This is a genomic window from Edaphobacter sp. (genome assembly GCF_035532915.1).
Classification (GTDB): domain Bacteria; phylum Acidobacteriota; class Terriglobia; order Terriglobales; family Acidobacteriaceae; genus Edaphobacter.
In genome coordinates, this window is sequence record NZ_DATKQC010000039.1 from 1 (window position 1) to 24,896 (window position 24,896).

Genomic DNA, 24,896 nt, shown 5'->3' on the forward strand with positions numbered 1-24,896 from the left:
ATTTCTGCTGTGTGGTGAAACGGTGGTATTTTGCACGTGCGGGTCTTCGCTGGGAGGGCCTTCTTGCGAAGATGCAGCAGGATTGTCCCCACCTCGCAATGCGGCTTGACGGTGCGGAGCCGCTGCTCGACAAACCGATCGTCATCACTCATATCCCTTACGGTTACATCCGTCGCACAACGGAGGATGGGCTCTACTGCATTGGCGATCAGGCCGCCGTCATCCCCTCGTTCACCGGTGACGGCATATCCATCGCGCTGCATACTGCCCGCTGTGCCGCCGCTGCGTATCTTGCAGCGGAGCCAGCGCAGGTCTTTCAGCCAAAACTGCGCTCCGCAATGCTGCCCCAGATGCGTCTTGCCGAGGTCGCCGCCGACGGCTTGAACAACTCATTCGCACGCGCTGTATTACCGTTCTGCCTCAGGGTCTGGCCCGGCGTGATGCGCGTGACCGCAAAGCTGACTCGCGTCGCCCACAACGCCGCCGATGCTCCAATACAGTCGCCGGCTTAAATCTAGCCACGCTAGAAACAACTATCAGTAGGTAAAACACCATAGAAGAGGTGAAATGAAATCCCTCACAGTCTTCACCCTCGCTGCCGTACTCGCTCCAGCCGCATTCGCCCAGCATCAGACCTTCGTCGTCAATCCCGATGCCAGCGAGGTCAAGATGACGCTCAAAACGACCCACGAGCTCGTCAACGGTACTTTTCACGTCCAATCCGGATCGATTGAGTTTGACCCCAGCACTCCTAAAATGCAGGGTTCGGTGGTCGTCCTCGCCGGCAGCGGCAAGACCGGCAATGACATGCGCGACAGAAAGATGGACAAGGACATCCTTAAGGTCGAACAGTACGCAACTGTTTCCTTTGAACCGAAGACCTATACCGGCGCCATAGCTCGTTCAGGCGACTCGACCATCCAGGTAACTGGTATCTTCACACTCCTCGGCACGCCTCGCGAGATCACCATCCCCATCCTTGTCCATCTTGAAGGCACAACCGCAACGGCCAAGGCTCATTTTGTCGTACCATACATCCAATGGGGACTGAAGGATCCAAGCTTTATGTTCTGGAAAGCGGACAAAGACGTCGCGATCGACCTCTTTCTTGAGGGCACGATTTCAAAATAGAGAACCGCCTCCTTTGCACGCAACGATGTCGTGCGTCACCATCAGGGCTGAAGCGAGCTGAGCTCCCGCTCCGAGAAGTTATTCTCGACGACTGCAACATCCGCCAATGCACTCATTTCATGATCGGATGAGTCACCATAGGTAGGCCAGGGTTCGCCGATCTGCTCGGGCAGGATGCTGGATTGACGCCGAGTCACTCATTGACCTACGGTTAGGCGACGCTCCGCGGGTCAGTCCCGCCGTAGTGTCGGGAATGGATCGAGCACGGTTTCGAAGGTTCAAGCGGCCGGTTGCCGACCCGCCGCAGCCTGGAGATCGTTGCCGAGTTCACAGACAAAATCTCCGGCGTAAAGGCCCGCCGGCCTGGACTTGATGCCATGATGGCGGACGCACGCCGCGGCCGCTTCGATGCCGTTCTGGTCTTGGCTTCAGACCGGATCGCCCGTTCGGTGAAGCATTACCTCGAAGTGCTTGACGAGCTGAACCGCCTGCAGATCGAGTTCATCAGCTTCCGCGAGAACATCGATACCGGCGGTCCGCTGGGCCGCGCCGTCGTGACCATCATCGGCGTAGTCGCCGAACTCGAACGCAGCTTGATCATCGAACGGGTCAGGTCCGGCATGCGGCGCGCCAAGCTCGAAGGCCGTCAGATCGGACGGAATGCTAGCGGATGTGGGCCAGAGTTCTACGCGGGATTCACGCAGTGGTGAGATCGCGTTCTCCGTTGTCATGCATCCCGGCCGTTGTCATGCAAAAAGCGTCCCAGGGGCCGAATTCGACGGAAAATGCAGACAACTCGGACGATACGGAAATCGTCTAAGCATCCTATTTTCTATGATTTGAGAATGGAATGAGGAAGATGCAGGAAGGTCTGGCGGAGAGAGGGGGATTCTCGACCAAATATTTAAAATCAATCATTTAAGTTCTTTGTCGGGTAGTTGTCGGGATATAATACCCCAAAGAGGCTCTCGACCATGCCCAAAGCCACTCTCATGATTCGCTTCAAACGTGCCTCCGATCCGAAGTGGAGCCGGCGACCAGCCGTCTACGGTTCCACTGGACGCGTACGCGCCGGAATCGCCGAATTCAAGGATCCCAAAACCGGCGAAAAGTCCGAAGTCAACATCGGCGATAATTTTACATTCGACATTCGCGTCGAGAAGAACGGCACCACCTACAAGCCCGCCGGCAAAATTGCGGCCGATGCCGAAGCGTTGCGCGTTCAGATCGCCGGGAAGCTTCAGGCCCGATCCGACTCTGAAGCTGCAGGCCTGATTGTTATCGATCCTGACGAAGCTAAAAAGAAGCGGGTGCGCCTAGCTGACTCCTTCAACGATTACGTCGAAGATGCCTTTAAGAGGAACGCGCTCGAGGCCAGAAGCCAGGCAATTCTCGTCAGCGCCGAGTTCCTCGCCGCCACTAAGACAACCTTCGTCGACGAGGTTGAGCGCGAAACAATCCTCAATTTCGATCAGCGGCTTCGCGATCAGGGAAGAGAGGCGCGCACCATCTTCAACAAGCGGCAGCGGCTGCAATCGATGTTGCGCTGGGCCGGCGTCGATGAGAAGATCTTTCCTCCAAAACCGAAATACGAAATGGCTTTGCCCACCATCTACTCCCAGGCCCAGCTCAAGGCTCTCTTCGGCATTGCCAACCCATACCAAAAGATGGTCTGCAACCTGGCGCTCAAATTCGGTTTGCGCGACCAAGAGGTACAGTTTGCCGAATTCAGCGACATCAGCTGGGAGGAATCCGTATTCCGGGTGCGCGGCAAGAAGGTGCGGGGGCGCAATGGCAAGATTTACAAATTCAAGGTGAAGGATTATGAACAGCGCGATATTCCCATTCCACGTGACTTCCTGGATGAGCTCAGCGCCTGGAAAGACTCTCACCCTGGCCAGAACCTGATCGTTCCGTCATCCAACGGCAATCCCAATACGAAGTTATTAAAGATGCTCAAGTGCATGGCGCGCCGCGCAAAGATTACGTGCGGTCACTGCCCTAACTGCATCGAAGGGCTCAAGGGAGAACGCGGCTGCGACGATTTTGAGTTGCACAAATTCCGCCGCACCTGCATCACAACTTGGCTCCGGAACAAGGTCGACCCGCGCACCGTGATGGCGTATGCCGGCCATGCTGATCTTGAGACGACGCTTCGGTACTTGCGCCCGGCTGCAGCTGAGGAACACATCGCCGCGGTGAGCGAAATCAGATGGTATTGACCCTGTCTATTTCACTACCGAGACCAACCGCTTTGACTCAACAAACAGTAAACATGGTTGTGAAACCTGCGGAACCAGGTCTCACCATTCACAAGCCAGGTGACGAAGGTATGGACGGCATTAATCGCCATGCTGATCCTGAAATACCTGCAGATGAAATCCACCTTCGGTTGGTCGCTTTCCAATCTGGCCGCTATGCTGCGCCAACAGTTGTTCATCTTCAGAGACCTGTGGGCTTGGCTCAACGCCCCTCTGGAAGGACCGCCCGCCGCAAGACAACTCTGCGAACACTTGCCGATGCCTCTGACGTGGTAAGCAAGAGTTGGACAGCAGCAAGACAAACCACAATCAGATAAACCAATAACTCAGCACTTACACGCCCACTACTTGGACAGCAGGATACCGAGCACGTAGAAACCCTGGTGCCGTTAAGGAGCCTCTGCACAGCTCGCCATTTTATGGCGTGATTGCGATTCGAAGAGGTTCCTCCGCATTTCCAGCCGAAATTGCAGGCAGGATGGCTTGAGGTCGCGTGTTGTTGGAGCTGTTGTTTGTCTCTGGAGGCCATTTCCGGCCTCCAGAGACGCTACGCCCCCTGCGGGACCAGCAGCTTGCGGTGTTGGTAGAGATTGACCAGAGCGAAGGCCGCCAGCAGCCACTCGTGATTCTTCTTCAAGCCGCGATAACGAACCTTGGTAAATCCGAAGACGCGCTTGAGGATGCGGAAGGGCCACTCCACCTTCGAGCGCACTCTGGCCTTGGTGCGGTTCTTGCGCCGCTCCACCTCATCGACACCGCCCTTGTGTTTTGCTCGCCGCGAAGTCATGTCCTGCGCTTCTGGAGCAACTGCGTGAATGGCCTCCGTTTGCCCTTGGTAGCCTGCGTCACCCCAGACCTTCTTCTCTGCGCCATGCAACAGATCGGGCAGCATATGCATGTCCGATACCGAGGCCGCCGAGGTGCACACCGAGTGCACGATGCCCGACTTGGAATCAACGCCGATGTGCGCCTTGGCACCGAAATACCACTGGTTCCCTTTGCGCGTCTGATGCATCTCTGAATCGCGTTCTTTCTTGTTGTTCTTGGTCGAAGACGGAGCCGCGATGATCGTGGCATCGACGATAGTGCCGGTGGCGATGCGCAGGCCTTTGCCCGCCAGGTAATGGTTCACCGTGTCCAGAATCTGGCCGCACAGTCCATGCTGTTCCAGCAGGCGGCGGAAGCGAAGAATCGTGGTCTCGTCGGGAGCCGCGGCGCGGCCCAAGTCGACGCCCGAAAAACGGCGCAGCACGGGCGACTCGTAGAGCGCATCCTCGGCACCGGGGTCGGAGAGATTAAACCACTGCTGCAGAAAGTAGACGCGCAGCATGATCGACAAGCCAACCGGCTGGCGGCCGTTGCCCGCCTTGGGATAATACGGCTCGATCAGGGCTTCCAACTCTTGCCACGGAACCACCACTTCCATCACGCTCAAAAACTCTTCACGACGGCTCTTCCGCGCGTACTTCTCAAAACTCGCCTGGCTTGCCAATGTCATCTGCCGCATCGCGTTCTCCATCCTGATTCAACTTTACTCAATCTCGATGCGGGTAGGGAACTTAAGCAGAGGCTCCTTAAAGGTCGCTGTCGCCATGAGCGTATATCGTGAATGGTATGGCGGGAATCGCAGGGCATCTGCAGGAATAGGTTTCACGGTCCGAACTCACTCGAACGCCGCGCCGTGCGGAAAGACAGATACGCGATCCAAGGACAAGAAGAATGCGACCTAAGACGGCCCGTGCCACGACGATTTCGCCCAAATTCATGAGCTGTTTTGTTGGACTGTTGACCTCAGCAGTCCTGGTATTTTCCGGCAACAGCGCGACTGCTCAGACGATTACTGGAGCCATCCGCGGTTCCGTTACCGGTCCCTGGGGAGCAGCGGTGGCCAGGGCGACGATCACCGCGACAGAGGTGGCAACAGGCGTAAAGACCAGCACCGCGGCAGATCCAAGCGGCCTCTACAACTTCCAATTCCTGCCCATTGGCTCCTACAAAATCACGGCAATGGCGCCAGGCTTCAAGACCACGTCTTTCGGCCCGCTTGCACTGGAGATCGACGAGATCGCCCAGTGCAACTTCACGCTTCAATTGAGAATGATCTCGACAACGGTGAATGTGTCCGCCGCGCCGTCCGCCATCTTCGAGGCCCAGAGCGCGACGCTCGGGACGACCGTCACCTCGAACACAATCGAGAGCCTTCCGCTCGGCGGGCTTAACGTGCAGACAGCCGGCACCTTCGTGCCCGGCGCTGTGAACCCTACCTACGGTCTGATGGGAGGCCCCTCCGGCTATGAGCGAGACACGAGCTCCGTGACAGTGCCTTCATTCAACGGCAATCGCCAGCAGGGCAACAGCTACATCCTGGATGGCGTGGAGATCAACGAGACGCTGAACAATCTGATTGGCTACAACCCCGCGCCGGAAGCTGTGCAGCAGATGCGCGTGATCACCGCGGATGCCGACGCCGAGTACGGCGACGTGAACGGCGGCGAAATTGTGATGGTGACCAAGAGAGGCACGAACCAGGTTCACGGTAGTCTCTACGACTATTTCGAGGATCAGGATCTTGCTGCGAACACGTGGAGCAACAACTACTCCGGTCTTCCCAAGGGGAGTTTCCACCAGGACCAGTTCGGCGCCGCGGCTGGCGGGCCCATCCGCAAGAATCATTTGTTCATCTTCGGAGACTACCTGGGAACACGGAATGTCGTGGCCGGCAAGAACGCGGCCAGCGTGGCAACTGCGAAGATGCGCACCTGTACACCGAATAACGGTGTGACGTCCTGCGACTTCTCCGAACTGCTGACAGTGAACGGTATCCCGCTTTACAACCCTGCGGTGTCGCGAACGAATCCGACCGGCGGTTACGCGAACGCGAGCCCATATACTGATAACCAGATTCCGCTCAACAACCCTGTTGCATCGTACCTGTTTGCGCATCCTGAACTTTATCCGATGCCGAACCACGCCCCATCGCCGGGTACGGTCGATTCCAACAACTACCAGGCTCCCACCAAGACGATCCGCCGAAACAACCAGGGCGACGTTCGCGTGGACTACGCCGCCGGGAGCAAAGACTCACTGATGTTCCGTTACTCCGACGGAGATGCCTACGATATCACTCCGGAGGCTGTGCTGCCGGTCATCTTCCCAGCCAGCAATGCTTATCCATTTCACAGCGGGGTGATGAACTGGGTGCACACATTTTCGCCATCCGCCGTCAATCAACTCCGTGCGGGCATCTCGCGGATTGAATGGAACACGGGTATTCCCACCGACCCGTCAGGCAAGTTTGGAATGTCGGGCGACGAGAACCTGGGTATACCGTTCAACCAGCCATTCGATGGCTTCAGTCTGATCAACGTCTCCAGTCCGGAAAACAACCTCGGCACGGCCGCCATCGTCACGAGCTTCGTAGACAATGACTTCAACTATGCGGACGATCTGATATGGGAGCACGGAAAGCACATCACGAATGCCGGTGTCCAGATCACCCGCTATCAGCAGAACAGCTATTACGCAGGGAATGCCGGGGCAATGGGGCAGTTCTTGTACGGCGGCTATTACACGCAAGATCCGAATGTGGCCGGCGCATCCGGTTATGGCTTTGCGGACTTCGTCCTGGACCAGTCCTTTGAGAGTGAGGTTGGCGGAGTGAATGGACCATCAGGACAGCGCCAGTATCGTGATGCCTATTATGTGCAGGACGATTGGAACCTGCTTCCACGCCTTACTCTTCACCTGGGCCTGCGCTATGGATACGACCAACCGATCTACGAGGTGAACAACAAGGAACTCAACGTTAATATCGCCGCGGCTGCTTCCTGCACAAGCGCCGATGCCCCCTCCAATCCCTGCCTGGAGTTTGCCGGTCAAAACGGCAACAGCCGCGCTCTCTACGAACCGTATTACGGTGAGTGGATGCCGCGCTTCGGCTTTGCCTGGCAGTTCAAACCCCGTCTTGTTCTGCGCGGCGGATACGGCATCACCGACTGGCTGGAGGGCACTGGCGCCAACTTGCGATTAACGCAGAACGCTCCGTTCCTGACCCAGTTCGTTAACGCGCCTTCCACTCCGGGCAACGTCAGCGCCGGTGATCCTTTGAGCGTGACAAGCGGCTTTCCGGCAGCCGGAGCCGCAAGCCAAACGCAGTACAACGCATGGGCCAGGAATCTGCGGCCCACGGCAGTGCAGCAGTTCAACCTGACAATGCAATACCTCATCGACAGCTCGACCACGGCTCAGGTGGGCTACGTCGGAGAGATAGGCAGGCGCCTCATTGTACCGGCTTCGCCCAATCAGTGGACGGTGGCGGGCGTGCCGACGTCGGCGCCCTTCTCGAACCTCGTCGGGGCTAACGGCTATGTGGTTCTCACCGAGTCGGAGGGCGTGGAAAACTACAACGCAATGCAGGCTGTCTTCCGTCACCGGAGCGACGGGCTGGAATGCACACTCAACTACACGTGGTCGAAATCGTTGACCAACAGTCCAGGTTTTTTCGCGATCTCCGGGGTCGACAACAACAGCGTGTACTGGCAAGACTACACCCATCCCCATGCGGACTACGGCCCGTCCGGCTTCGATACGCGCCAAGCACTGAATGGCACTGCGGTCTGGCAACTGCCTTTCGGGCTTGGAAGGAGTTTCGGCGCCAAGTGGAGGCGCGCATGGGATGAATCGTTTGGTGGATGGAAGCTCTCTGGAGATGTCGTTCTCTATTCCGGCTTTCCCATTACGATGACAAGCCCGAACAATGCCAACCTCCACTCCCGTTCGGCGCGGTCAAACCAGTACAGGCCGATGCGCATCATGCACCGGTCGGTGCAGCACTGGTTCGGAACCGACCCTTCCGCCAATCCATGCACGGGGCTGGACAACGGTGTGTGCGCTTACGGCGAGGAACAGGCGGGGAATTTCGGAACCGCTCACATCAACACGGAACGCGCCCCCGGCTACCGCGTTGTCGATCTTTCGCTCTTCAAGTCGTTCTCAACGGTGGAGTCGCAGGCTCTCACGCTACGCGTGGACGCCTTCAATGTGGGGAACATCGCCAGTTATGCGGCGCCGGCTTATACTTCATCCGCGGATGGAGTCTCAGCGGCCAATTGGCCGGACAATTCCCTCGAAGGCCGGATCACCAGCACGCTCTCCGGTGCCCGGCAGCTCCAGTTGTCATTGCTTTATCGCTTCTGAAGCCTGTTTCTGTCTGATGGTAGCTACGCCGCGAAAGCTGCCGATCATCACTTATGGTTGCCAGGGGCCGAACTCTCGATCCGAGCCTGAATTTGAATGGCGGACGAGCTATTTCGCCGTCAGATCCCACGCGTAGATGTCATCGGTCGTCATATCCTGAACGGCCAGTGGTGCATCGCCCGGGGCTAGTCCCATCCAGTCGCCCAGAATAAACGGACTGGGATCAACACTTTCAAAATTGGTAACTTTCTCTATCGTTCTATCGGCGACAGATACACGAAAGACTGTACGGCCTCTGGCTGTGTTTGAAAGGAAATATACAGCCTTACCATCGCTTGACCAGTTCGGATAACCGCCCGGAATCTCGGTAAGCTGGCGCCATGTCGAGGTGGCAAAGTCGAACAAGTAGACAAATTGGTCACCAAAGTGGAGCGCAACAATGGAGCGTCCGTCGGGTGACCAGCGCGGCAAGTAGAAGTCCGTGGATTTCGGCAGCGTTGACAACTGGTTCGTGCGCAGATCCAGCACATGCACGCCATTGGGGCGAGCAACTGGAACTACTTCCGAAAAAGCCAGGTGCTGTCCATCGGGCGACCAGTCGGGATAGCCCTCCGCCTGATTCTCAACGAACAAAGGATGTATTGTTCCACCGTTCACCTGGACAGCGAAGACTCCCCACTCCCCGGTGAAGCGCAAGCCCATAAAAGCGACCATCTTGCCGTCCGGAGACCACCTGGGCATGAGCGTATTCCTGAAGCCTTGCGTGAGTTCGAGGCATTCTGTTCCGTCCGAGCGGCACCGCCACAAATTGTTGTCCGTCAGGGTGGTAAAAGCGATCCAATTTCCATCCTTGGAGAATGCAAGCGTTCGCACTGAGATCGATGGCAACATGGGGATAATCTCCCCGGACTTGGAGTCATAGCGCACAAGCTCGCCTTTGGGGTTCTCGGCCCTCAGAAACAGCTTCTTGCCATCGTTGCTCACCAGCGGTCCACGATAGTTCATCGCGCCAAAGATCAATGGAAAAGGCTGGTCGTGACGGATGAAATTGAAACTGCTCGCTTCTTGCCGGGCCCATATTTGAAAGGTATTCTCAACGCGCGCCTGTAACAGGAAGAACTTTCCGTCCGGCGTCCATGTGCCGCAGCAAAGGTGGTTCGATATCTTCGGAAAGAGTCGATGCGGTTTGTAAATGCCTGTCGCGACCTCCCAAATCGAAGTTGCCTCGGTCTTCTTATCGATGACCGTGTATCGCAGCTTCTTGCCGTTCGGCGACCACCGGAACCAGAATGCATTGCCCGGAACATTGAAAAGCCGCTGGCTGAATTTTGCCGCGCGGTCCGTCGAATACACTGCGCTGTCGGCGGAGTAGATAATGCGCTTCGCATCCGGATACCAGGCCGCATCGTAGGCCATAATATCCCCAAGCCTCTGTGCCGTTCCGCCGTCGGCCTGAACGTAAAGAGGTTCTTCATCGTTACGAGAGCGTATCAGGTTTCTGAGCAGCATTGCGGACCCATCCGGTGCCACATCGCATAGCTCCGGATTCGGAAGCCCGGTCGGAACCGTGGTACTCTCCCCTCCGTTGATAGCTGCCTCTGCAACGTAATACCGGCCGTCCTCATACTGTGGATAAGCAATGTGGGTGCCGTCGTTGAGAAGCGGCGACAAGACAAGAGTTTGTGATCGCGTAATCTTCACAGGATTCGTCGCTGCCAAGCGCGACGGGCTTTGCAGCAGAAGAATCAGAATAATGAGAAGGGTAAAAGCGCCGATGCCCATTGGAAGAGCAGCCTTTCGGATGAGCCTCCACGTCCTGCCTTCAGCGCGAGGGGCGTTGTCCGCAGGCCCCGTTGGGATGATCGGTTCCGGCTCACACTCGGGGATTGCCTCCGCTTCCAGTTCCGCAATAAAGCAATATCCAACCCCAGGAATTGTCTGGATAAACCGAGGCTGATCCTTGTCGTCCCCCAGCGCGAGCCGGATCTGTCGGATGGCTTGCTCGACGGTGTTCTCATCCCGCAGGCCGGCCCATACGGCATTCAGAAGCTGGTCCTTCGAAACGACCCGCCCCTGCTGCCGGATAAGGAACTCAAGAGCCTTGAAGGGGGTGGGTGTGAGGTGAATGCGCTCGTTTCCGCGATACAGCCCGCGGCGGCGCATATCGACCGTGAAGCCCTCAAACCTGACCGAAACCTCGTTAATGGATTCCGTAAAAGGCATGATTTCTTTCCACCAGCCGGCTTTCAGAACTTTTCAGGGCTTTTTCAGGACCTTTTCAACCCCACTCACAATCTTCGGATGTACTCTTTGGCCATCAGCATAACAGGTCATGGGGAACACCTGTAACAAAACCCTCATTCTGTTCAGTTTAGCGGGTCTTCTACACGAAGATCCGTGCTTGGGCAAATGTGCAGGTGTGCTCAAGCAGCCAGGACAACAGGGGGGATTTCCTGTGTGCTGCCCAGACGATGGTCCGTGATGTGAGATTGGCAAGGGAGTGTTGAGGGATCGTGGCAGCGTAGCCGCTCGCAAACCTTCAAATCACTCGCCGTTGAGCTGTAATTCCGTACTGCCTAAGGAACTTCTGCGTCTCTCCGCGGCTTGCGCGGCAATGGAAGTTCACGGTCGGGACCAGGAATCGGAGGACTTCAGATGTTCAGAGCAAAGGTCGGCCAAGCTGAAGGATTCTGTTACCGTCAATTATCGAACGCTTTCTTGCGGTTCGGTTCTTTTTGCGTCTTGTCCGGCTGCGTATTGTCATCCGGATGCGGTGGCGGAGGCGGCAGCAGCACAACACCGCCACAATCCCCGACGATCACTTCGGTGAATGTTACGTGCGCCGCAACAAGCGTGCCAACAAGCCAGACCAGCCAGTGCTCGGCCACGGTCTCCGGGACGGGCAGCTATAGCTCTGGTGTCACTTGGGCAGTGAATGGGACATCTGGAGGAAGCTCGACCTATGGAGCCGTCAATGCCTCTGGACTTTATCAGGCCCCGGCAACCGCTCCGGCCGCGTATCTCGTGACCGTCTCCGCAACCAGTACTGCAGATTCCACCAAGTCTGGATCCTTCTCCGTTCTCATCGCGGGCACGATTGCGACCGCGACTCAGCCAATTGTTGCTTCCACGGGTGGAACGATTTCGCTGCCGGGTGGGAACAGTGTCACGATTCCCGCGGGCACCCTGACTGCGAACACCACCGCAACGCTCCAGCTAAGCTCCGTTGCGACGCAGCCCACCAATCCTGTCTTCGGCGGCATTGGCCCGTCATTGCTCATGTCTTTTTCTCCGGCAGTGGGGGGAGTGGGCGCTGCTGTGAGCGAACCACGATTCAGACCGAATGCTGCGTCAAACGCGACCGCGGCGGCTGGTACGTCTGGCATCACTTTTGTCCTTCAGGGGGGGCAAGGCCTAAGCGCAACTCAGCTTCAAAATGCCTTTGGCGTCCTGAATGTCAATAATGGAACGAACAATTTCTTCTCTCTCCCTTCAACTTACGATGCGACTTCGAATGCGACGACTTTGACTGTTGACCCAAGCATGATAGAGCCCTCCAGTGCGCTCGAGGTTGGCATTGCCGTCGCAGTAGGGAACGGACTAACTACTGCTTCACTCACGCAGTGGGACGATTCGAAACATTTGTTTACCAACTCGCCTACTTGTCCAACGGGCAGCACCAGGGTTCTTGTTCTCGTACACGGAATTCTCAGCGACGCGCAGGATTCATTCGGCGGAACAAACGGAGTCGCTTCCTGCGCTTTGAAAGCTGGAACCGCAAGCTGTACAACTCATGGGCCCTATGACACAGTTTACGGAATCAACTATGACTGGTCTCAGCCCATCGGCAGCTCGAGCCTTGACATGGCGAATAGTCTCAATTCGCTCTTCTCATCCTCCTGCTCCTTCAGCGGGACGATCGATATCGAGGCGCACAGTGAAGGGACGCTGGTCGCCCTGACGTCCGCTAAAGACCTCTCCCCTAGCGTGAAAGCAAAGCTTGCTCACGTCGTACTTGTTGCAGGCCCAATCGACGGAACCCCACTAGCGTCGGATGCGGACGGGCTGCTCACACTTCATTTGAACCAACCGCTCGACTATATAGCGACCGTAATCGATCCAGAGATTACACAAAATCAAAAAATGCAACTTAAGATCATCGCTCCAGAGCTGGCTCCTGTAAACGTCCCTGGAAGTGCGGCTCCAGCCGCGCAAGCGGCTGCGGCAAATAACTTGTCCCAAACCGAGATTCTCGCCGTCGGAGGAGACCAGAGTTTCCTGCAATGGTGGGGCATATGGACCCGCGATTTGTTTGCCGGGGCACCAAATGACGGGGTAGTGCCCGTTGCAAGTGCACTCCCATCCGATTCTTCGCTCCCAAATCTCGTGCGCTTGGTGGGAAACGATCCGGGCAATGGAGATTACTCGTATCCGTTTGACCATATTGACCTGGTTAACAATCAAAATGTGATGAGTGACGTCTTCAAAGCAGTGAGTGACGGCGGGGAAACTGCGCAAGTCAGCATGAATATCACGCCACCCTCCGCAACGCTCACGCCCGGGCAAGCGATTACCCTCACAGCCAATGTCGCCAATATGCTTAACCCGCAACTTCAGTGGTCTGTCTCCGGCGGCAGTGTTAACGGCACAGTCAGTCCCGTTACTCCGACGACGGCACAATACACGGCCCCAACATCTCCTGGGGGGCCATTTGATGTTTCAGCGTCAATCCTGGCCCTCCCCGTGCCCTTTCCGCCGGCACAGATGACGGTGAATCTCAGTCCTGGACAGGTGACGATTAGTCCTTCAACGGTTGCCGTGCCAGGAGGCGAGTCCCAGACGTTTATGGCAACAGTCATCGGTGGAGGCAACGTGACTTGGAGCGTGGAAGAAGGAGCGACGGGTGGAACCATCAGCAACGAGGGCATCTACACGGCGCCAAATCAGAGTGGGACGTATCACGTCATCGCCACAAATTCATCCGATACTAGCCAAAGCGCAATGGCGACCGTGAATGTTGTCGCTGGCCCCTCAATAACGATACTTCATTCGTTCAATCACACTACGGAAGGCGCGAATCCGTGGGCAGCTCCCGTTTTCGGAAGCGACGGGAATCTGTATGGGGTCACTGAAGCAGGGGGAGATCTATCCTGCGGATATATCTCGTCGCTCGCAGGCTGTGGCACGATTTACAAGAGCGACACTTCAGGGAACGTAACGACCCTGTATAGCTTCTCTGGAACGGACGGAGCATACCCAGTTGCTTCGCTTACACAGACTCCCAGCGGCGTTTGGTACGGCACGACTGTCTATGGCGGCCTGAACACCTCCGAATGCGCAGCAGGTGGGACTTCAACACCGGCAGGTTGCGGAACTGTGTTCAACTTCAGCGCAGCAGCCGGCTTTACATCAATCTATTCCTTTGGCCCCTTCAGTTCTCCTCTGGGAGTCGGTCCAGACGCTTCACTTGCAGAAGATAGCAGCGGAGTCTTGTACGGCGCAAACGAAGTCGGAGCAAACACGAGTTGTACGGGAACGCTCGGAGCGGTAGCTCAGTCCGGCTGCGGAAGCATCTTTAGTGTCGACACGTCAAACGCATTCGCCCCTCTCCACACTTTCTCCGGTTCTGAAGGCGCCTACCCAGCAGGCGGCTTATTACGGCTATCGGACGGAGACTTTTACGGAACGACAGCAGGTGGAGGGGTTCTGACCTGTTCCTCCTATGCCACTCTCGGCTGCGGTACGGTCTTCCAAATGGCCGCATCCGGCGCCATTAAGACCCTCCATTCTTTCACGGAGCAGGATGGTGCGTTCCCCGATGCAGCATTGATCTCGGGCACTGATGGAAGCGTGTACGGCACAACTCTTTTCGGCGGGACCACCGCGTGCTCTGGGGGCGCGCCCTGGCAAGGTTGTGGAACTATTTTCAAAATCGACGCTGCGGGCAACTTTACACTCCTCCATTCTTTCTCCGGCCCCGATGGGGCCTACCCGGCACAGCTAATGCAGGCGTCCGACGGCTATTTTTATGGCACAACGGAAGGCGGCGGAGACGCCTCGTGCGCCGGACGATATGGGCCAGGCTGCGGCACGGTGTTCAGAATGGACTCATTCGGCAACGTAACAATTCTCTATTCGTTTACTGGCCAATCGGATGGCTCATGGCCGGAATCTGCGCTCATTCAAGGCCCCGACGGAAGTCTTTATGGCACAACCGCCTACGGAGGGGTTAACGATGACGGTGTCATTTTCCGTATCTCAAACCTTACGGCATTGACTGCCGCCAAGGCTCAATTCGAGACCCCGGAAGTTACCAGAGGAGCGATTACTCCGCTGCTCAGGAAGCGAGCACATATTGGCATCCCTAGCCCGTCAGTCCCCGCTCAGCCGTGAAGTCGAGTTGTTCCGTTCGATTCTGCAAGGCGGCTGTTCCACGATTTCGGAGAACAAAATGCAGTTCAGGAAAATCCGCTTACCGGCGACTGGCAACAACCGAGCTACACGTGGTGTCTCGGGTTCCGCCCAGCTAGGCCCGTGAGATCAGACATTACCAGAGCTGGCCGACATATCAAGGGGCTTCATCGGAGCCCCGATGAAGCCGCCTCGAACAGCTTTGAATGTAGGTCGCAAGGCTCAGCATCGAGAGGCTTCCTCTCGGCAATCGAACGGTAACCACCACTCACTTGACCGAACAGGTCCCTGGGAAATGGAGAATAGAATGACATCTCAATCGTGCCGTGAAAATCAACAAGAAAAAACATCGCCTGTCTCAAGTGGCACCGTTCGCAGGTCGGCTGTCTGGAGCGGCGTGTTAGTAAGCGCGCTGAGTGTTTTTGTATTCCATGCAAGCGTTGCTGCTCAGCAGACAGAATCGAAGACTGTGAAAATACCCGATGGCACAGTTGTGACCGTCACCATTACAGAAGCGTTGAGTTCGGAGAAGAGTCATCAAAACGACCCCGTGCATGGGAACCTCGTTGAGGACATAAAGGTAGGCGATGTCATCGTTATGGCAAAGGGAGCAGCGGTGATAGGGCATGTGACTGAAGCTGAACCGAAGGGCCGATGGGGTCACTCCGGCAGTCTCGCCTACTCCCTTGACTACGTGAAGGCGGTAGACGGAAGCAATGTGCGTCTTCGCGCGAACTCTTCACAAGGTGGAGAACAAAGCAAGGCAGCTCTTATGCTGGGTCTCTCCGGCGCCTTCAAGCACGGAAAGAGTGTTGACGTCGCAAAGGGGGCTTCATTGAACGCCTACGTTGATGGGGACCATGAAGTTACATTATCAAAATCTGGCAAGTAAGAACGCAAAGGAGATCTGATGAAGGCTGCGATGTTGAAAGCCATGTGCATGTGCCCGTTACTCGTTGTTCTAGCTGGCGGGGCTTCAGCAAATGCCAGTAACCATGACGCACTCAAAGAAGCACTCGAAGCAAAATACCAAATCACGAAAATCGGCATTGACCACTTCCGCATTACGAAGCCTGGAGAGACAATGGTCCTTCAAAAGGACGGTCTCTATGCGAATCCCTCGACCGACTTTGGCAATGTCACTACAACGGTTACAGATGGCACGCTGTCCGAGCCCAGCGGATTTGGTGGCGCCTTTTTCTCCAAAGGCGCTGAGAACACAAACAAAACCTTCAAGGCTGGCGAAAACCTTTACGTTACTCGGATTTGGGTCACTAACGATTCAGTAAGATTCGACGTTATAACCTCAGAAACTTACGATGCGTCAATACACGGCACTACCCGGCAGATTCGCTACGTTTCGACATTGGCATTCAAATTTCCTAAGGACTCTCTGGAGACCGCAGACGCAGATGCAGTCGAGAAGGTCGTAGATGCGGTTCTTATCCCCCAATCGGAGGCGCAGGCTGCACAAACCAAGACTGTCGCGCTCGGTCAGACACCGGATCAGGTGAAATCAGCACTTGGAGCGCCAGACAAGATCGTCAATTTAGGAAGCAAGATGATTTATGTCTACAAGGACATGAAGGTGATCTTCATGGATGGCAAGGTCTCCGATGTTCAGTAAGATATGCGCAGATTAGGCTAAGGAAGCCCTGATTGAGTAATCGCCATCGCAACTTTCAGGGCACAAGAGGAAGAAGAACACGGCAAGCAGCGATGTGAATATCGATGCCCAGCCGTACGGCTCATTTCACATTGAAAGAGGTAACTGAAGTGGCGCTTCTCGATAGGGTCAAATTCGATGGTCCGCCAGACATCTTGGTCTGGAAATGGCCCCATGACTCATTAAGCCTCGGCGCGCAAGTAATCGTGAACGAGAGCCAGGAAGCTCTCTTTTATAAAGGTGGCCAGGCTCTTGATCTCTTCAGCCCCGGAACACATACCTTAACGACCGCCAACCTCCCCTTCCTCCAGAGAGTCGTAAACCTGTCTTTCGGAGGAAAAACTCCGTTCTCCGCCGAGGTCTTTTTCGTCAGTAAAGCAGTAGCCGTGGGGCAGAATTGGGGAACAAAGACCCCGTTTATGATCCTCGACCCACGGTATAAAGTCACCATTCCTCTCCGCGCTTATGGGCAATTCGGGCTTCGAGTCGTAAACACTCGGGAGTTTGTGACTCAGATTGCAGGAGCGGGAGGAGCCGGCACACGACGCAGCGTTGCATCGGATATAGCCTCAAAAGGGTTCGTCGCGCGGGTCGCTAACATCGGCAACGACATAGCTCTGAAAGACATAGCATTGAGCGCCGTCGGAACTACGGCCAACGACACTGCCAGAAATCTGCTCGAATCTCTGATAATTACATCTCTTCAGCAATCGGTGGGGACATTGTTGAGCGAGCAGAAGGTCTCCGTGTTGGACCTACCCTCTCAGGTGCTTAAGCTTGGCAAGAAGACTCATGAAGTTCTCCAGTCTGAGTTTCAGACCTTCGGGGCAGAACTCGTGAATTTTGTTGTTGAGAGCATCAATTTTGACAGCAAAGACGAAAGTGTCCAACGTCTGCGGTCGATGCTTGATGAGGCAGCCCGACTTGATGTTGTTGGCCAGGCGTACCACAGGAATCTGGACTTTTATAAAACCGAGCGCCAATTCGATGTTCTTGAGGGGGCCGCTGAGAGCGGCGGTGCCGCGGGCTCTGTGATGGGTGCGGCTATGGGCATAGGAATGGGATTCGGTGTCGCTGCACCTGCCGGAGTCCTCGCTAAAGATTCTATGGCTGCGACGTTATCGAAATGTAGCAAGTGTGGAGCATCCATAGCGCAGTCGTCCAAGTTTTGCCCCACCTGCGGTGAAAGCCTGCAACAGAATCTCAGGTCATGTCCTGGCTGTTCAACTTCGAACCTCAGCACTTCAAAGTTTTGCGCAAATTGCGGATCGTCCTTGGCGGCACAAAAGTGTGCCAAGTGTGGCGCGGAGTTGTCACCTGACGCGAAGTTTTGTAATGAATGCGGGGAGAAATTATGACTGCGGATTCACGAATCAAGGGTGTCGCGATCCTCGCCTTTGCGGGCCTCCTTTTGGCGGTCGTGGTGCTATTTCTTTTTTACGGAATATCGGAACCGTCCTCCAGAAGCAACACGTTCACATTCACCGCATGGTTCAGCACTGGTCAAGTGATTCTCCTCTTTGCTGGTCTAATCTACACAGCGATCAAGGATGGTCATCCTGGCTCGCTGATCCCGGTCAATTCGGCAACGGTGCTTGTCGCGTTCATCTATAACGTAGTTGCAGTGGTGACGATGCTCCTGTTCACTCGATTCCTTCTTCCTGATCGATCCAATGCTCGGACCTATTACGTGATCTGTATCGCTGAATTGGGTGCCGCCGTTGTGTATGTGGCCCTCCTTCAGTTAGTAGCTGTTGCTCACCAGGTAGGACACAGTGAGGCCGTGAGATCCAGAGCGACCATTGACGGCCTTATCAAGATGTGCGATGCCATCTCCTGCAATGCAGCCGGTGTGGGCTGGAAACTGGATTTGCAGCGGTGCTCAGAGCATATTCGGTTTTCCGAAGCGCTTCGCCGCGATCCAGCCTTGCAGCCGGAGGTCGCTAGGTTGTTGGCTCAGATTGAGGCGTCTACGAACGTGCCTCCCGAGGAATCCACCCTTGGTGAAGTGAAGAAGCTGATAAGCGGTATAGACGCGTTGGCACAACGGAGGAGTTAATAATCCGTGATAGGAACTGTTGAGACTTGCCCTCAATGCGGCTGGACATTCGACATCGAGGCGCTACAGGCAAACACCTGCAAAAAATGCCGTTCGGCAATACTCATCACTTCAGTTGCATATCTTGAGAAATTCGATAGACCGGCAATTCAGAAGTACATTGCCCGCAATTCGGAGATTCTGAAGGGCGACGCTGAAGACCAGGATGCGCTGCTTAGTATGGGCCTATGCTACTTGCGACTGGGGCTTTACGAGACGGCCGACAAGTATCTTGGAAGACTGATCGATGCGCATCCAGAGGTAGCGTCAGGATATTACTACAAGGCGATCGGATGTATGAAAGGCAGGCGTCCCCGTGTTTTGACGCTCAACACCGTTCGCACGGCGGAGCAGCTATTGCTTACCGCAATGACGCTCGAGCCCGACAACGGACGCCACGATGCTGTTTTGGCGGCGATGCGGCACGATTACTACGTCGTGAACGGCCTTCGAGTCCCCAATCCATCTCCCGCCGAACTCCTTGAGGGAGCGCGAGGCAAGCACTTCGACCGTAACGAAATTGCACAAGGACTGGCTCTAATGAGCATTCCAGAAGCCTCCCTTGGCGCTGCGATCTTTGCAAAACAAAACTAACACAAGGAGGAACAAATGGACCCCAATCGCGCGAGTATTGAGAAGTATTTCACGAGCAAGTTTCCCAAGTGGGCAATCTTCCTGATTGTCATTGGCGTACTGATGTTGCTTGGCCCGATCGGAGTAAAGGTAGTGGGTCTGCTGTTTGTGGTTGGTGGCGGATTCGCGATTTACAACTCTTCACAGGTCGCCTCGGATACCGAGATTGACCAGTGGACGCAGGAGGACCTGAAGAAACTGAATCAGCGATCACTGGAGAAGATGGGGATTGATGCTTCCGAAATTGTTGGCGAGGGGGTGATCGTCACGGGTCCCCGGCTCAGCAACCTCGGACCGGCGAAGTTTGGCTACCGGAAGGGTAGAGACAACGTCTTGCGCTTCACTCCGATCAACTCGACCATTATTAACTTCACGCAGAATCAACTTCTCGTCTATCGGTGCGCACTGGACCTGATCACAGGTAATCCGGTGAACGAAGCCACAGACGAGTATTTCTACCGTGATGTGGTTTCCGTCCAGACCCTTTCGGATACTGTCAGTGTCAGCCTCCCAGGAACTCAATTCCAGGGATTGCAGCTCAATGCGGCCGAAACCTTCAGGCTTACTACGTCTGGAGGAACTTCTGTGAGTATGGCGCTCCGCGATCCGTCCCTGATCCAGAAGATGGGCGGGGGCGAGATACCTACTACGACGGCAGAACGTGCAATTCAGACAATCAGAAAGATGCTCCGCGAAAAGAAAGGCGCGGCAGTTGGGGTATAGCTCTGGCTCAGATTCGCTTAACCAGCGCTGACATACAAAGCTCGGTGACAGAGATGGGCGCCCAGGTCCCTTTTTTGGGGGCCTGACGTGCTTTGTTATGTCTGATGTGCCCGTCGGAATCATGTTGGCCATGAGCCGTGCGAAGCGTCTGATGGCATTATTCCTGCAATGTCCTCGCGTAAGTATCGTTGAGAGGGTTGTGGAATCCTCCGAATTAGTGCGTTGCCGGATGATCCGTTGCAGATTCCAATCACATCGCAGTAAGGAGGGATTTCATGAAAAGGGCACATTTGGCGTTGCTTGCAATCGCGCTTTTGATCGCCCCGGTGCTGGGCCAGACATCTCAAAAGATTGCGAACATTAACAAGAAGGTTGTTGGCAAATGGATCTCAGCCGATAGGAAGAGCTACATCGAATTCTCCGCAGGCGGTTCCTGTTCAACAGGGGAACTTGGGAACGATGGCACGTGGCACGTGGATCACAATGTCTTAGACGCACCATGGTCACAATCAGATGATTTCACCTGCGGCAGCGGCGGATTGACGCTGATTGGGCCAAATATGCTAACTCGGGACTTTGGAGTGGGCGGTGAGCCGGAGAAATTCTATCGAGGCTCAGCCAATGTTCCTAAGGGTCCAGGATCCCTCACCCTGGGGATCGCACAGACGGTGCTCAGTCGACAGATCGATCTGTCGACGGCGAACAACACTCTTTTCACCTGTCATGCATGCTACGACCCGTCGGACAAAGGTGACAACGATCAGGCCCCGCTCGTGAGCACATATTCGGCTGGCCTGACTGACTACCTGATCCGGCTCGAGTATGTTCGCACGATTGGGGAGAAGCAGGTGTTTACTGCGAAGGCAAAGCGCAGCAGGTACTACACACTGGACCAGGATTTGGCTGGCCTGCGTTTCGCGAACTTTAGAAATCCACGGATTCTCAGCTCCACAATCGCAGACCCCCATCACATCCCTATCGAATACGAGATGGTGCCGACAGAAGTCACCGCTGGGTTTTTTGGGAAACCCCGCGTCGTCAAATCCTTCGTTTCAATTTCCTACGAGAACGAAGCGTGGCGGCTGTGCATAGCCTGCAGTCGATAGTCGGCAAAAGGAATCGTCTGGGAGTTAATATTCTTGGACCTTTGTCAAGGTAATCGGGAAAGGGGCGTTAATCATGGTAAGGCGATTATTAGTTGTCGCATTACTCTCGATCATGGCGATAGCATCGTCTGTTAAGGCACAACAGACAGAAACTACACCTGATGGTCGTCACATCGTCAGGTTTACACCGGGACAGCAAGCTGCAATTGATCAATTCCTGAGAACACATCCAAACATGCTGCAAGCAAACAGCACGACGCTTGGGCTCGCTCCAGAGGCATGTACGGAGTCATACAATGAGTGGCATCAGATCGTAGATGGCACGAAAGCCGTACCGCAGTCGCCGTATGCGGCTTGGGGCAACTACAGCCATCATGCTACGCCTGACCTCGTCACACCGTTTTTTAGTAAAACGAGCGTAAACAATTGGGGTTGGCGTCGCTGGGAGATCGTGGCCTTTGAGCCGACCGGTCTCGATCGTTTTAAGCCGATTGTCGCTTTGACAGATTCCTGGGGTGTCTGCTTTGACGGGATTCTAAATCACCCAATTCGCAAAAGAGTGGAATTCTGGTGTAAGTCCATGGGTGGTGACGTTCGCTGGAACGGCGTAACATTCGTAGGAAAGCTCGCAAAGGGTGATTGACTATTCTTTGTCATGGGCATGAGAAAGGTAACCGTGTGGTGATCCCCTCTTGACTGACCGATCCCGACTAGTCGCTGGATCTGCGAAGTGTCCAAGTATTTTAAGTGGACACTTGCGGGAAGTGTGGTCAGGCAGCTTGGAAAGTGTGGGTCTGGAGGTTCTCTCCCAAGTTCCATGGCAGCAGATCGGCGATGCGGGCGAGCACGGTTGGCTGTCACTCAGGCCATTTTTTTGCCGAGGCCCACATTACCCACGCTAATGTCTGTTCTCGTTGCTTATTTTGTTCTGATTAAGGACAGCCGCGACAGCATCGACGCGATTGACGCGCAACCGCGCCGATGCTGTCGCGGCGGTTTGGTTGATCGTTAGCGCCCGCCCTTGAGCTCGCCCATACGCCGGCCGATCCACCAGGCCGACAACGAGCACCACACAAAACAGCAGACGAGTTCATGCAGCATCGTGAACGCGCCGGCAGCGAGCGCAATCGCGGCCGTGAGCGCGTGCGATGGATGCCAGTGCGCGCCGACGACGATTCCGGTCAGAAACATCGCGGAAGCCCAGAAAAACATCACAACCGGATTGCCGAGGCGCACGTTGAGTTTTTCGTTCATGGTTTTCTTCTCCAAGAATTGGTGAGGCGCTCTCCAATCCAAACCGCAGCGTGTTTGGGCCTGCGCTTTTGGGTGGAGAGCGCGAAGGAAGATTGAGATTGAGAGATGGCGGCGTGAGAAGGCGTGCCGCTCGGTCCGTGTGTACTCGCTGTTTACTGTTCGCGCGGACCGCCAAGCAGTTCGGCGAGTTGTGGCCGGAAGTCGGCGAGAAGCCGCAATAGGGAACGTCGATACTGAAGTTCGTTCTCCTCCATGTCTGCAGCGAAGTAGTCGTCAAGCCGTCGGAACCTTTCTTCTGGACAAAGGCTTCTTGAGTCGGCCACTACTGCCAGTAGGAGCTCCCGCTCAAGATCGTCTGTTGAAAGCCAGTCCGGCGCTTCGTAATGAATGGGATCTCCGGCTGCGCCCGGATTGTTGCGTCGTTGCTGGTTTTGGTCGTTGGACATCTGTGCTCCTTGTTTTGCCGCAGGCAAGCAAAGGGGCAGGCGTGCGCCTGCCCCGAAGCTCTGCGGCCATGGTGAGGGTGTGGATGTTGGGAGGGGGGTTCTGACCGAGGTGGCAACGCATGTGCCAGGGCCGAGCCATCAAAGCGCGATGCGATCGTTTACGGCGTGTTGAATTTGCTGCGTGCTGTTGAGATAGTGTGCCGTGGTGGACAAGTCCTCGTGCCCCAGCAGTGCCTGAACCTGCTCCAACTCGCCGCCAGCTGTGCGGCAGAGTTTGGCGCACGTGCGGCGCAGATCATGCGGGCCAAGATGGCTGATCCCCGCGGTTTTGGCGGCCGTCACCACCACATCCCAGATCGCCCACGCGCTCAGCCCAAGGCCTGTGATCGCGCCGCCTTTGCGCATGGCGCGCCAAATCGGACCTGAAGTGATCTCCGCAGCGCTGGTCCACTCGTCCAAAGCATCTTTCGCCGCCGCGGGTATCGGCACGGTCCGAACCCGTCCTCGTTTGCCGATGAGGTCAGCGATGACCCACCGGCCCTCGCGCCGCTGAATCAGTCTCATGTCGAGCGCCGCGGTCTCCTCGCGACGCAGCCCGCAGTGGCACAGGGTGGAAAGAATTGCGAAGTTGCGCTTGCCGATGAGCTCTGTACGGTCGACAGTCGCAAGCAGGCGCTGAGTTTCTTCCGTCGTGAGCCAGGTTCCAAGCCGAACGCCATTCTGCGGGACGCCTGGCACCGAGGTGATGCGAACTGCCTCAGCTGGATCGATGAGACCATTCTCGCGTGCTTCGTTCACGAGTTTGCGAATCCCGCAGAGTCTTTGGTTGATGGTCGCGGCGCTGAGGCCTTCCGCGATCATGGAGGCACGGTACTCCATCAGAATCATGCGCGAGATGGGCCGGCCGGCCGCTGCCTCGATCAGATCATCGAAGGCAGTCAGGTAGGCGCGCTTTGTGTGTCGGGAAACTACGGAGTTCGCGAGCATTTTGCGCAGTGCATTCAACGAATCGGAGTTTGTGAGAGTCGTCTTGTTGAGACAGGAAGACACGAAGGCTCCTTTCGTCCCGGTGAAGGGACTTAATCAAAGTTGGAAATTCGAAAGGGAGTGAATATCGAGAGGCGCGCACGGCACCGCGCTTCCGGGTCGTGATTCGCGCACGAGCTTCTGGGAGATAAGGTGAGGAGAAGCGTACAGCAGTGGAGTTTGAGCGGTGGATCTGTGGCGTGAGCGGCCTGGTTATTTCAGCCGCTTGTACTCAACATTGCCGAAGAAGCCTGGCCCGAGAAGGGTGTCGGTTTGCTTGACGTAGGTTAAATCCGCCGACATGAGCAATCCCTTGACCTCAAGAGCACCATCCTTATAGATGGCTCCGGTTTTTCCACCCGGGCTGATAATGAGGAATTCGTCGCCGTTGCGGACGACCTGAAAACTGTCGTTTGGGTTTGCCTTGTTGACCCACTTGCCGAGGAACTCCGACCCGGTGGATCTACAGCCGCTGAGGAACACGGCGCAAAGCAGACAGAGCGATATGAAGCGAATGGACGCTGATTTCATACAAACCTCTAGTAGTTGGAATCGCACACAAGTGCGCGTGTGAGGAATCGCGTGCCTCGTTACACCTGAATCCGGCGGATGCGTGCACGATGTTGTGGCGCGAACGGTGGCCTGAGCGAACAACAACTCCGCTTGGTCTACCCGGTCGTCGGAGCTCGTGGCCTCCAAGTGGTGAATACAAAAATGGCGGATCGAGTCGAGCTGCGGTAGTTCGAATGCGCGATCTGGAAGATCTCGCCGTCGTTAGTCGTCCTCGTCGCAGCAGCAACCGCAATCGCTTCCTGCTGTTGTGAATCGCCAGAGGATAACGAACGGCAAGAACAGAATCGTGAGCGCGATTTTGACCAGCTTCCAGCGTCCAGCCGTCGAGAGGGAGCAGACGCCACGGATGATGAGGTAAACAACCGGCGCCCA

At 55.8% G+C, this 24,896-nt stretch carries 21 protein-coding genes and 1 pseudogene; 15 read left to right on the plus strand and 7 right to left on the minus strand.

What is annotated here, in order from left to right; translation table 11 throughout:
* The 5 genes and pseudogenes from VMU57_RS01735 to VMU57_RS01755 form a co-directional block, all read left to right on the plus strand.
* A pseudogene (locus tag VMU57_RS01735) lies at positions 1–512 on the plus strand (electron transfer flavoprotein); the annotation flags it as partial.
* A 55-nt stretch (positions 513–567) separates the two neighbouring features.
* Positions 568–1,131 carry a YceI family protein gene (locus tag VMU57_RS01740; protein WP_325380170.1) on the plus strand — a complete coding sequence of 188 codons (564 nt, stop codon included), beginning with the start codon at positions 568–570 and terminating at the stop codon, positions 1,129–1,131.
* A gap of 290 nt (positions 1,132–1,421) precedes the next feature.
* Complete coding sequence (locus VMU57_RS01745) at positions 1,422–1,841, plus strand: recombinase family protein (protein ID WP_325380172.1); 420 nt, start codon at positions 1,422–1,424, stop codon at positions 1,839–1,841.
* A 282-nt stretch (positions 1,842–2,123) separates the two neighbouring features.
* The gene (locus VMU57_RS01750; RefSeq protein ID WP_325380174.1) at positions 2,124–3,353 is read left to right on the plus strand and encodes a site-specific integrase; all 1,230 of its coding nucleotides are present in this window, start codon (positions 2,124–2,126) and stop codon (positions 3,351–3,353) included.
* 99 nt (positions 3,354–3,452) lie between these two features.
* Positions 3,453–3,668 carry a hypothetical protein gene (locus tag VMU57_RS01755; RefSeq protein ID WP_325380176.1) on the plus strand — a complete coding sequence of 72 codons (216 nt, stop codon included), beginning with the start codon at positions 3,453–3,455 and terminating at the stop codon, positions 3,666–3,668.
* A 271-nt stretch (positions 3,669–3,939) separates the two neighbouring features.
* On the opposite strand, the gene VMU57_RS01760 is transcribed toward VMU57_RS01755, so the two are convergent.
* A complete protein-coding gene (locus tag VMU57_RS01760) occupies positions 3,940–4,899 on the minus strand; it encodes an IS5 family transposase (protein WP_325380178.1) in 960 nt (319 codons plus the stop codon).
* 212 nt (positions 4,900–5,111) lie between these two features.
* Here VMU57_RS01760 and VMU57_RS01765 point away from each other — a divergent pair, with 212 nt between their 5' ends.
* Complete coding sequence (locus VMU57_RS01765) at positions 5,112–8,588, plus strand: TonB-dependent receptor (protein ID WP_325380180.1); 3,477 nt, start codon at positions 5,112–5,114, stop codon at positions 8,586–8,588.
* A 108-nt stretch (positions 8,589–8,696) separates the two neighbouring features.
* On the opposite strand, the gene VMU57_RS01770 is transcribed toward VMU57_RS01765, so the two are convergent.
* Both VMU57_RS01770 and VMU57_RS01775 read right to left on the minus strand, forming a co-directional pair.
* A complete protein-coding gene (locus VMU57_RS01770) occupies positions 8,697–10,811 on the minus strand; it encodes a winged helix-turn-helix domain-containing protein (protein WP_325380182.1) in 2,115 nt (704 codons plus the stop codon).
* 476 nt (positions 10,812–11,287) lie between these two features.
* On the minus strand, positions 11,288–11,476 hold the full coding sequence (locus tag VMU57_RS01775; RefSeq protein WP_325380184.1) for a hypothetical protein: 189 nt from the start codon (positions 11,474–11,476) through the stop codon (positions 11,288–11,290).
* A gap of 43 nt (positions 11,477–11,519) precedes the next feature.
* Between VMU57_RS01775 and VMU57_RS01780 the strand changes: the two genes are divergently transcribed.
* The 9 genes from VMU57_RS01780 to VMU57_RS01820 all read left to right on the plus strand — a co-directional run bounded on the left by VMU57_RS01780 (position 11,520) and on the right by VMU57_RS01820 (position 21,868).
* Positions 11,520–14,981, plus strand: a complete 3,462-nt coding sequence (locus tag VMU57_RS01780; protein WP_325380186.1) for a choice-of-anchor tandem repeat GloVer-containing protein — start codon at positions 11,520–11,522, stop codon at positions 14,979–14,981.
* 325 nt (positions 14,982–15,306) lie between these two features.
* Positions 15,307–15,891 carry a hypothetical protein gene (locus VMU57_RS01785; protein WP_325380188.1) on the plus strand — a complete coding sequence of 195 codons (585 nt, stop codon included), beginning with the start codon at positions 15,307–15,309 and terminating at the stop codon, positions 15,889–15,891.
* Between the two features lie 18 nt (positions 15,892–15,909).
* Positions 15,910–16,626: a hypothetical protein gene (locus tag VMU57_RS01790; protein WP_325380189.1), complete on the plus strand. Its 717-nt coding sequence runs from the start codon at positions 15,910–15,912 to the stop codon at positions 16,624–16,626.
* A gap of 149 nt (positions 16,627–16,775) precedes the next feature.
* Entirely contained in the window at positions 16,776–18,023 is a 1,248-nt protein-coding gene (locus tag VMU57_RS01795; RefSeq protein WP_325380191.1) for an SPFH domain-containing protein, read from the plus strand.
* Positions 18,020–18,724: a hypothetical protein gene (locus tag VMU57_RS01800; protein WP_325380193.1), complete on the plus strand. Its 705-nt coding sequence runs from the start codon at positions 18,020–18,022 to the stop codon at positions 18,722–18,724. The genes VMU57_RS01795 and VMU57_RS01800 overlap by 4 nt, the downstream gene beginning before the upstream one ends.
* Before the next feature lie 6 nt (positions 18,725–18,730).
* Positions 18,731–19,357, plus strand: coding sequence for a tetratricopeptide repeat protein (locus VMU57_RS01805; protein WP_325380195.1), 627 nt, complete (start codon positions 18,731–18,733; stop codon positions 19,355–19,357).
* A gap of 15 nt (positions 19,358–19,372) precedes the next feature.
* Positions 19,373–20,119 carry a hypothetical protein gene (locus VMU57_RS01810; protein ID WP_325380197.1) on the plus strand — a complete coding sequence of 249 codons (747 nt, stop codon included), beginning with the start codon at positions 19,373–19,375 and terminating at the stop codon, positions 20,117–20,119.
* Between the two features lie 275 nt (positions 20,120–20,394).
* Complete coding sequence (locus VMU57_RS01815; protein ID WP_325380199.1) at positions 20,395–21,225, plus strand: hypothetical protein; 831 nt, start codon at positions 20,395–20,397, stop codon at positions 21,223–21,225.
* Positions 21,226–21,337: 112 nt separating this feature from the next.
* Positions 21,338–21,868 carry a hypothetical protein gene (locus VMU57_RS01820; RefSeq protein ID WP_325380201.1) on the plus strand — a complete coding sequence of 177 codons (531 nt, stop codon included), beginning with the start codon at positions 21,338–21,340 and terminating at the stop codon, positions 21,866–21,868.
* A gap of 365 nt (positions 21,869–22,233) precedes the next feature.
* Here the strand turns inward: VMU57_RS01820 and VMU57_RS01825 are convergent, their stop codons facing one another.
* The 4 genes from VMU57_RS01825 to VMU57_RS01840 form a co-directional block, all read right to left on the minus strand.
* On the minus strand, positions 22,234–22,479 hold the full coding sequence (locus tag VMU57_RS01825) for a hypothetical protein (protein WP_325380203.1): 246 nt from the start codon (positions 22,477–22,479) through the stop codon (positions 22,234–22,236).
* A 152-nt stretch (positions 22,480–22,631) separates the two neighbouring features.
* Positions 22,632–22,925: a hypothetical protein gene (locus VMU57_RS01830; protein WP_325380206.1), complete on the minus strand. Its 294-nt coding sequence runs from the start codon at positions 22,923–22,925 to the stop codon at positions 22,632–22,634.
* Between the two features lie 138 nt (positions 22,926–23,063).
* Positions 23,064–23,975: a tyrosine-type recombinase/integrase gene (locus VMU57_RS01835; RefSeq protein ID WP_325380208.1), complete on the minus strand. Its 912-nt coding sequence runs from the start codon at positions 23,973–23,975 to the stop codon at positions 23,064–23,066.
* Between the two features lie 189 nt (positions 23,976–24,164).
* A complete protein-coding gene (locus tag VMU57_RS01840; RefSeq protein ID WP_325380210.1) occupies positions 24,165–24,482 on the minus strand; it encodes a hypothetical protein in 318 nt (105 codons plus the stop codon).
* Between the last annotated feature and the right edge of the window lie 414 nt (positions 24,483–24,896).

Bases quoted from the DNA above. Each gene is read 5' to 3' on its own strand.
- VMU57_RS01820 (WP_325380201.1), top strand. From the start codon at position 21,338: ATGGCGATAGCATCGTCTGTTAAGGCACAACAGACAGAAACTACACCT.
- VMU57_RS01815 (WP_325380199.1), top strand. From the start codon at position 20,395: ATGAAAAGGGCACATTTGGCGTTGCTTGCAATCGCGCTTTTGATCGCC.
- VMU57_RS01830 (WP_325380206.1), bottom strand. From the start codon at position 22,925: ATGTCCAACGACCAAAACCAGCAACGACGCAACAATCCGGGCGCAGCC.
- VMU57_RS01800 (WP_325380193.1), top strand. From the start codon at position 18,020: ATGACTGCGGATTCACGAATCAAGGGTGTCGCGATCCTCGCCTTTGCG.
- VMU57_RS01785 (WP_325380188.1), top strand. From the start codon at position 15,307: ATGACATCTCAATCGTGCCGTGAAAATCAACAAGAAAAAACATCGCCT.
- VMU57_RS01810 (WP_325380197.1), top strand. From the start codon at position 19,373: ATGGACCCCAATCGCGCGAGTATTGAGAAGTATTTCACGAGCAAGTTT.
- VMU57_RS01790 (WP_325380189.1), top strand. From the start codon at position 15,910: ATGAAGGCTGCGATGTTGAAAGCCATGTGCATGTGCCCGTTACTCGTT.
- VMU57_RS01840 (WP_325380210.1), bottom strand. From the start codon at position 24,482: ATGAAATCAGCGTCCATTCGCTTCATATCGCTCTGTCTGCTTTGCGCC.
- VMU57_RS01740 (WP_325380170.1), top strand. From the start codon at position 568: ATGAAATCCCTCACAGTCTTCACCCTCGCTGCCGTACTCGCTCCAGCC.
- VMU57_RS01750 (WP_325380174.1), top strand. From the start codon at position 2,124: ATGATTCGCTTCAAACGTGCCTCCGATCCGAAGTGGAGCCGGCGACCA.
- VMU57_RS01770 (WP_325380182.1), bottom strand. From the start codon at position 10,811: ATGCCTTTTACGGAATCCATTAACGAGGTTTCGGTCAGGTTTGAGGGC.
- VMU57_RS01825 (WP_325380203.1), bottom strand. From the start codon at position 22,479: ATGAACGAAAAACTCAACGTGCGCCTCGGCAATCCGGTTGTGATGTTT.
- VMU57_RS01760 (WP_325380178.1), bottom strand. From the start codon at position 4,899: ATGCGGCAGATGACATTGGCAAGCCAGGCGAGTTTTGAGAAGTACGCG.
- VMU57_RS01765 (WP_325380180.1), top strand. From the start codon at position 5,112: ATGCGACCTAAGACGGCCCGTGCCACGACGATTTCGCCCAAATTCATG.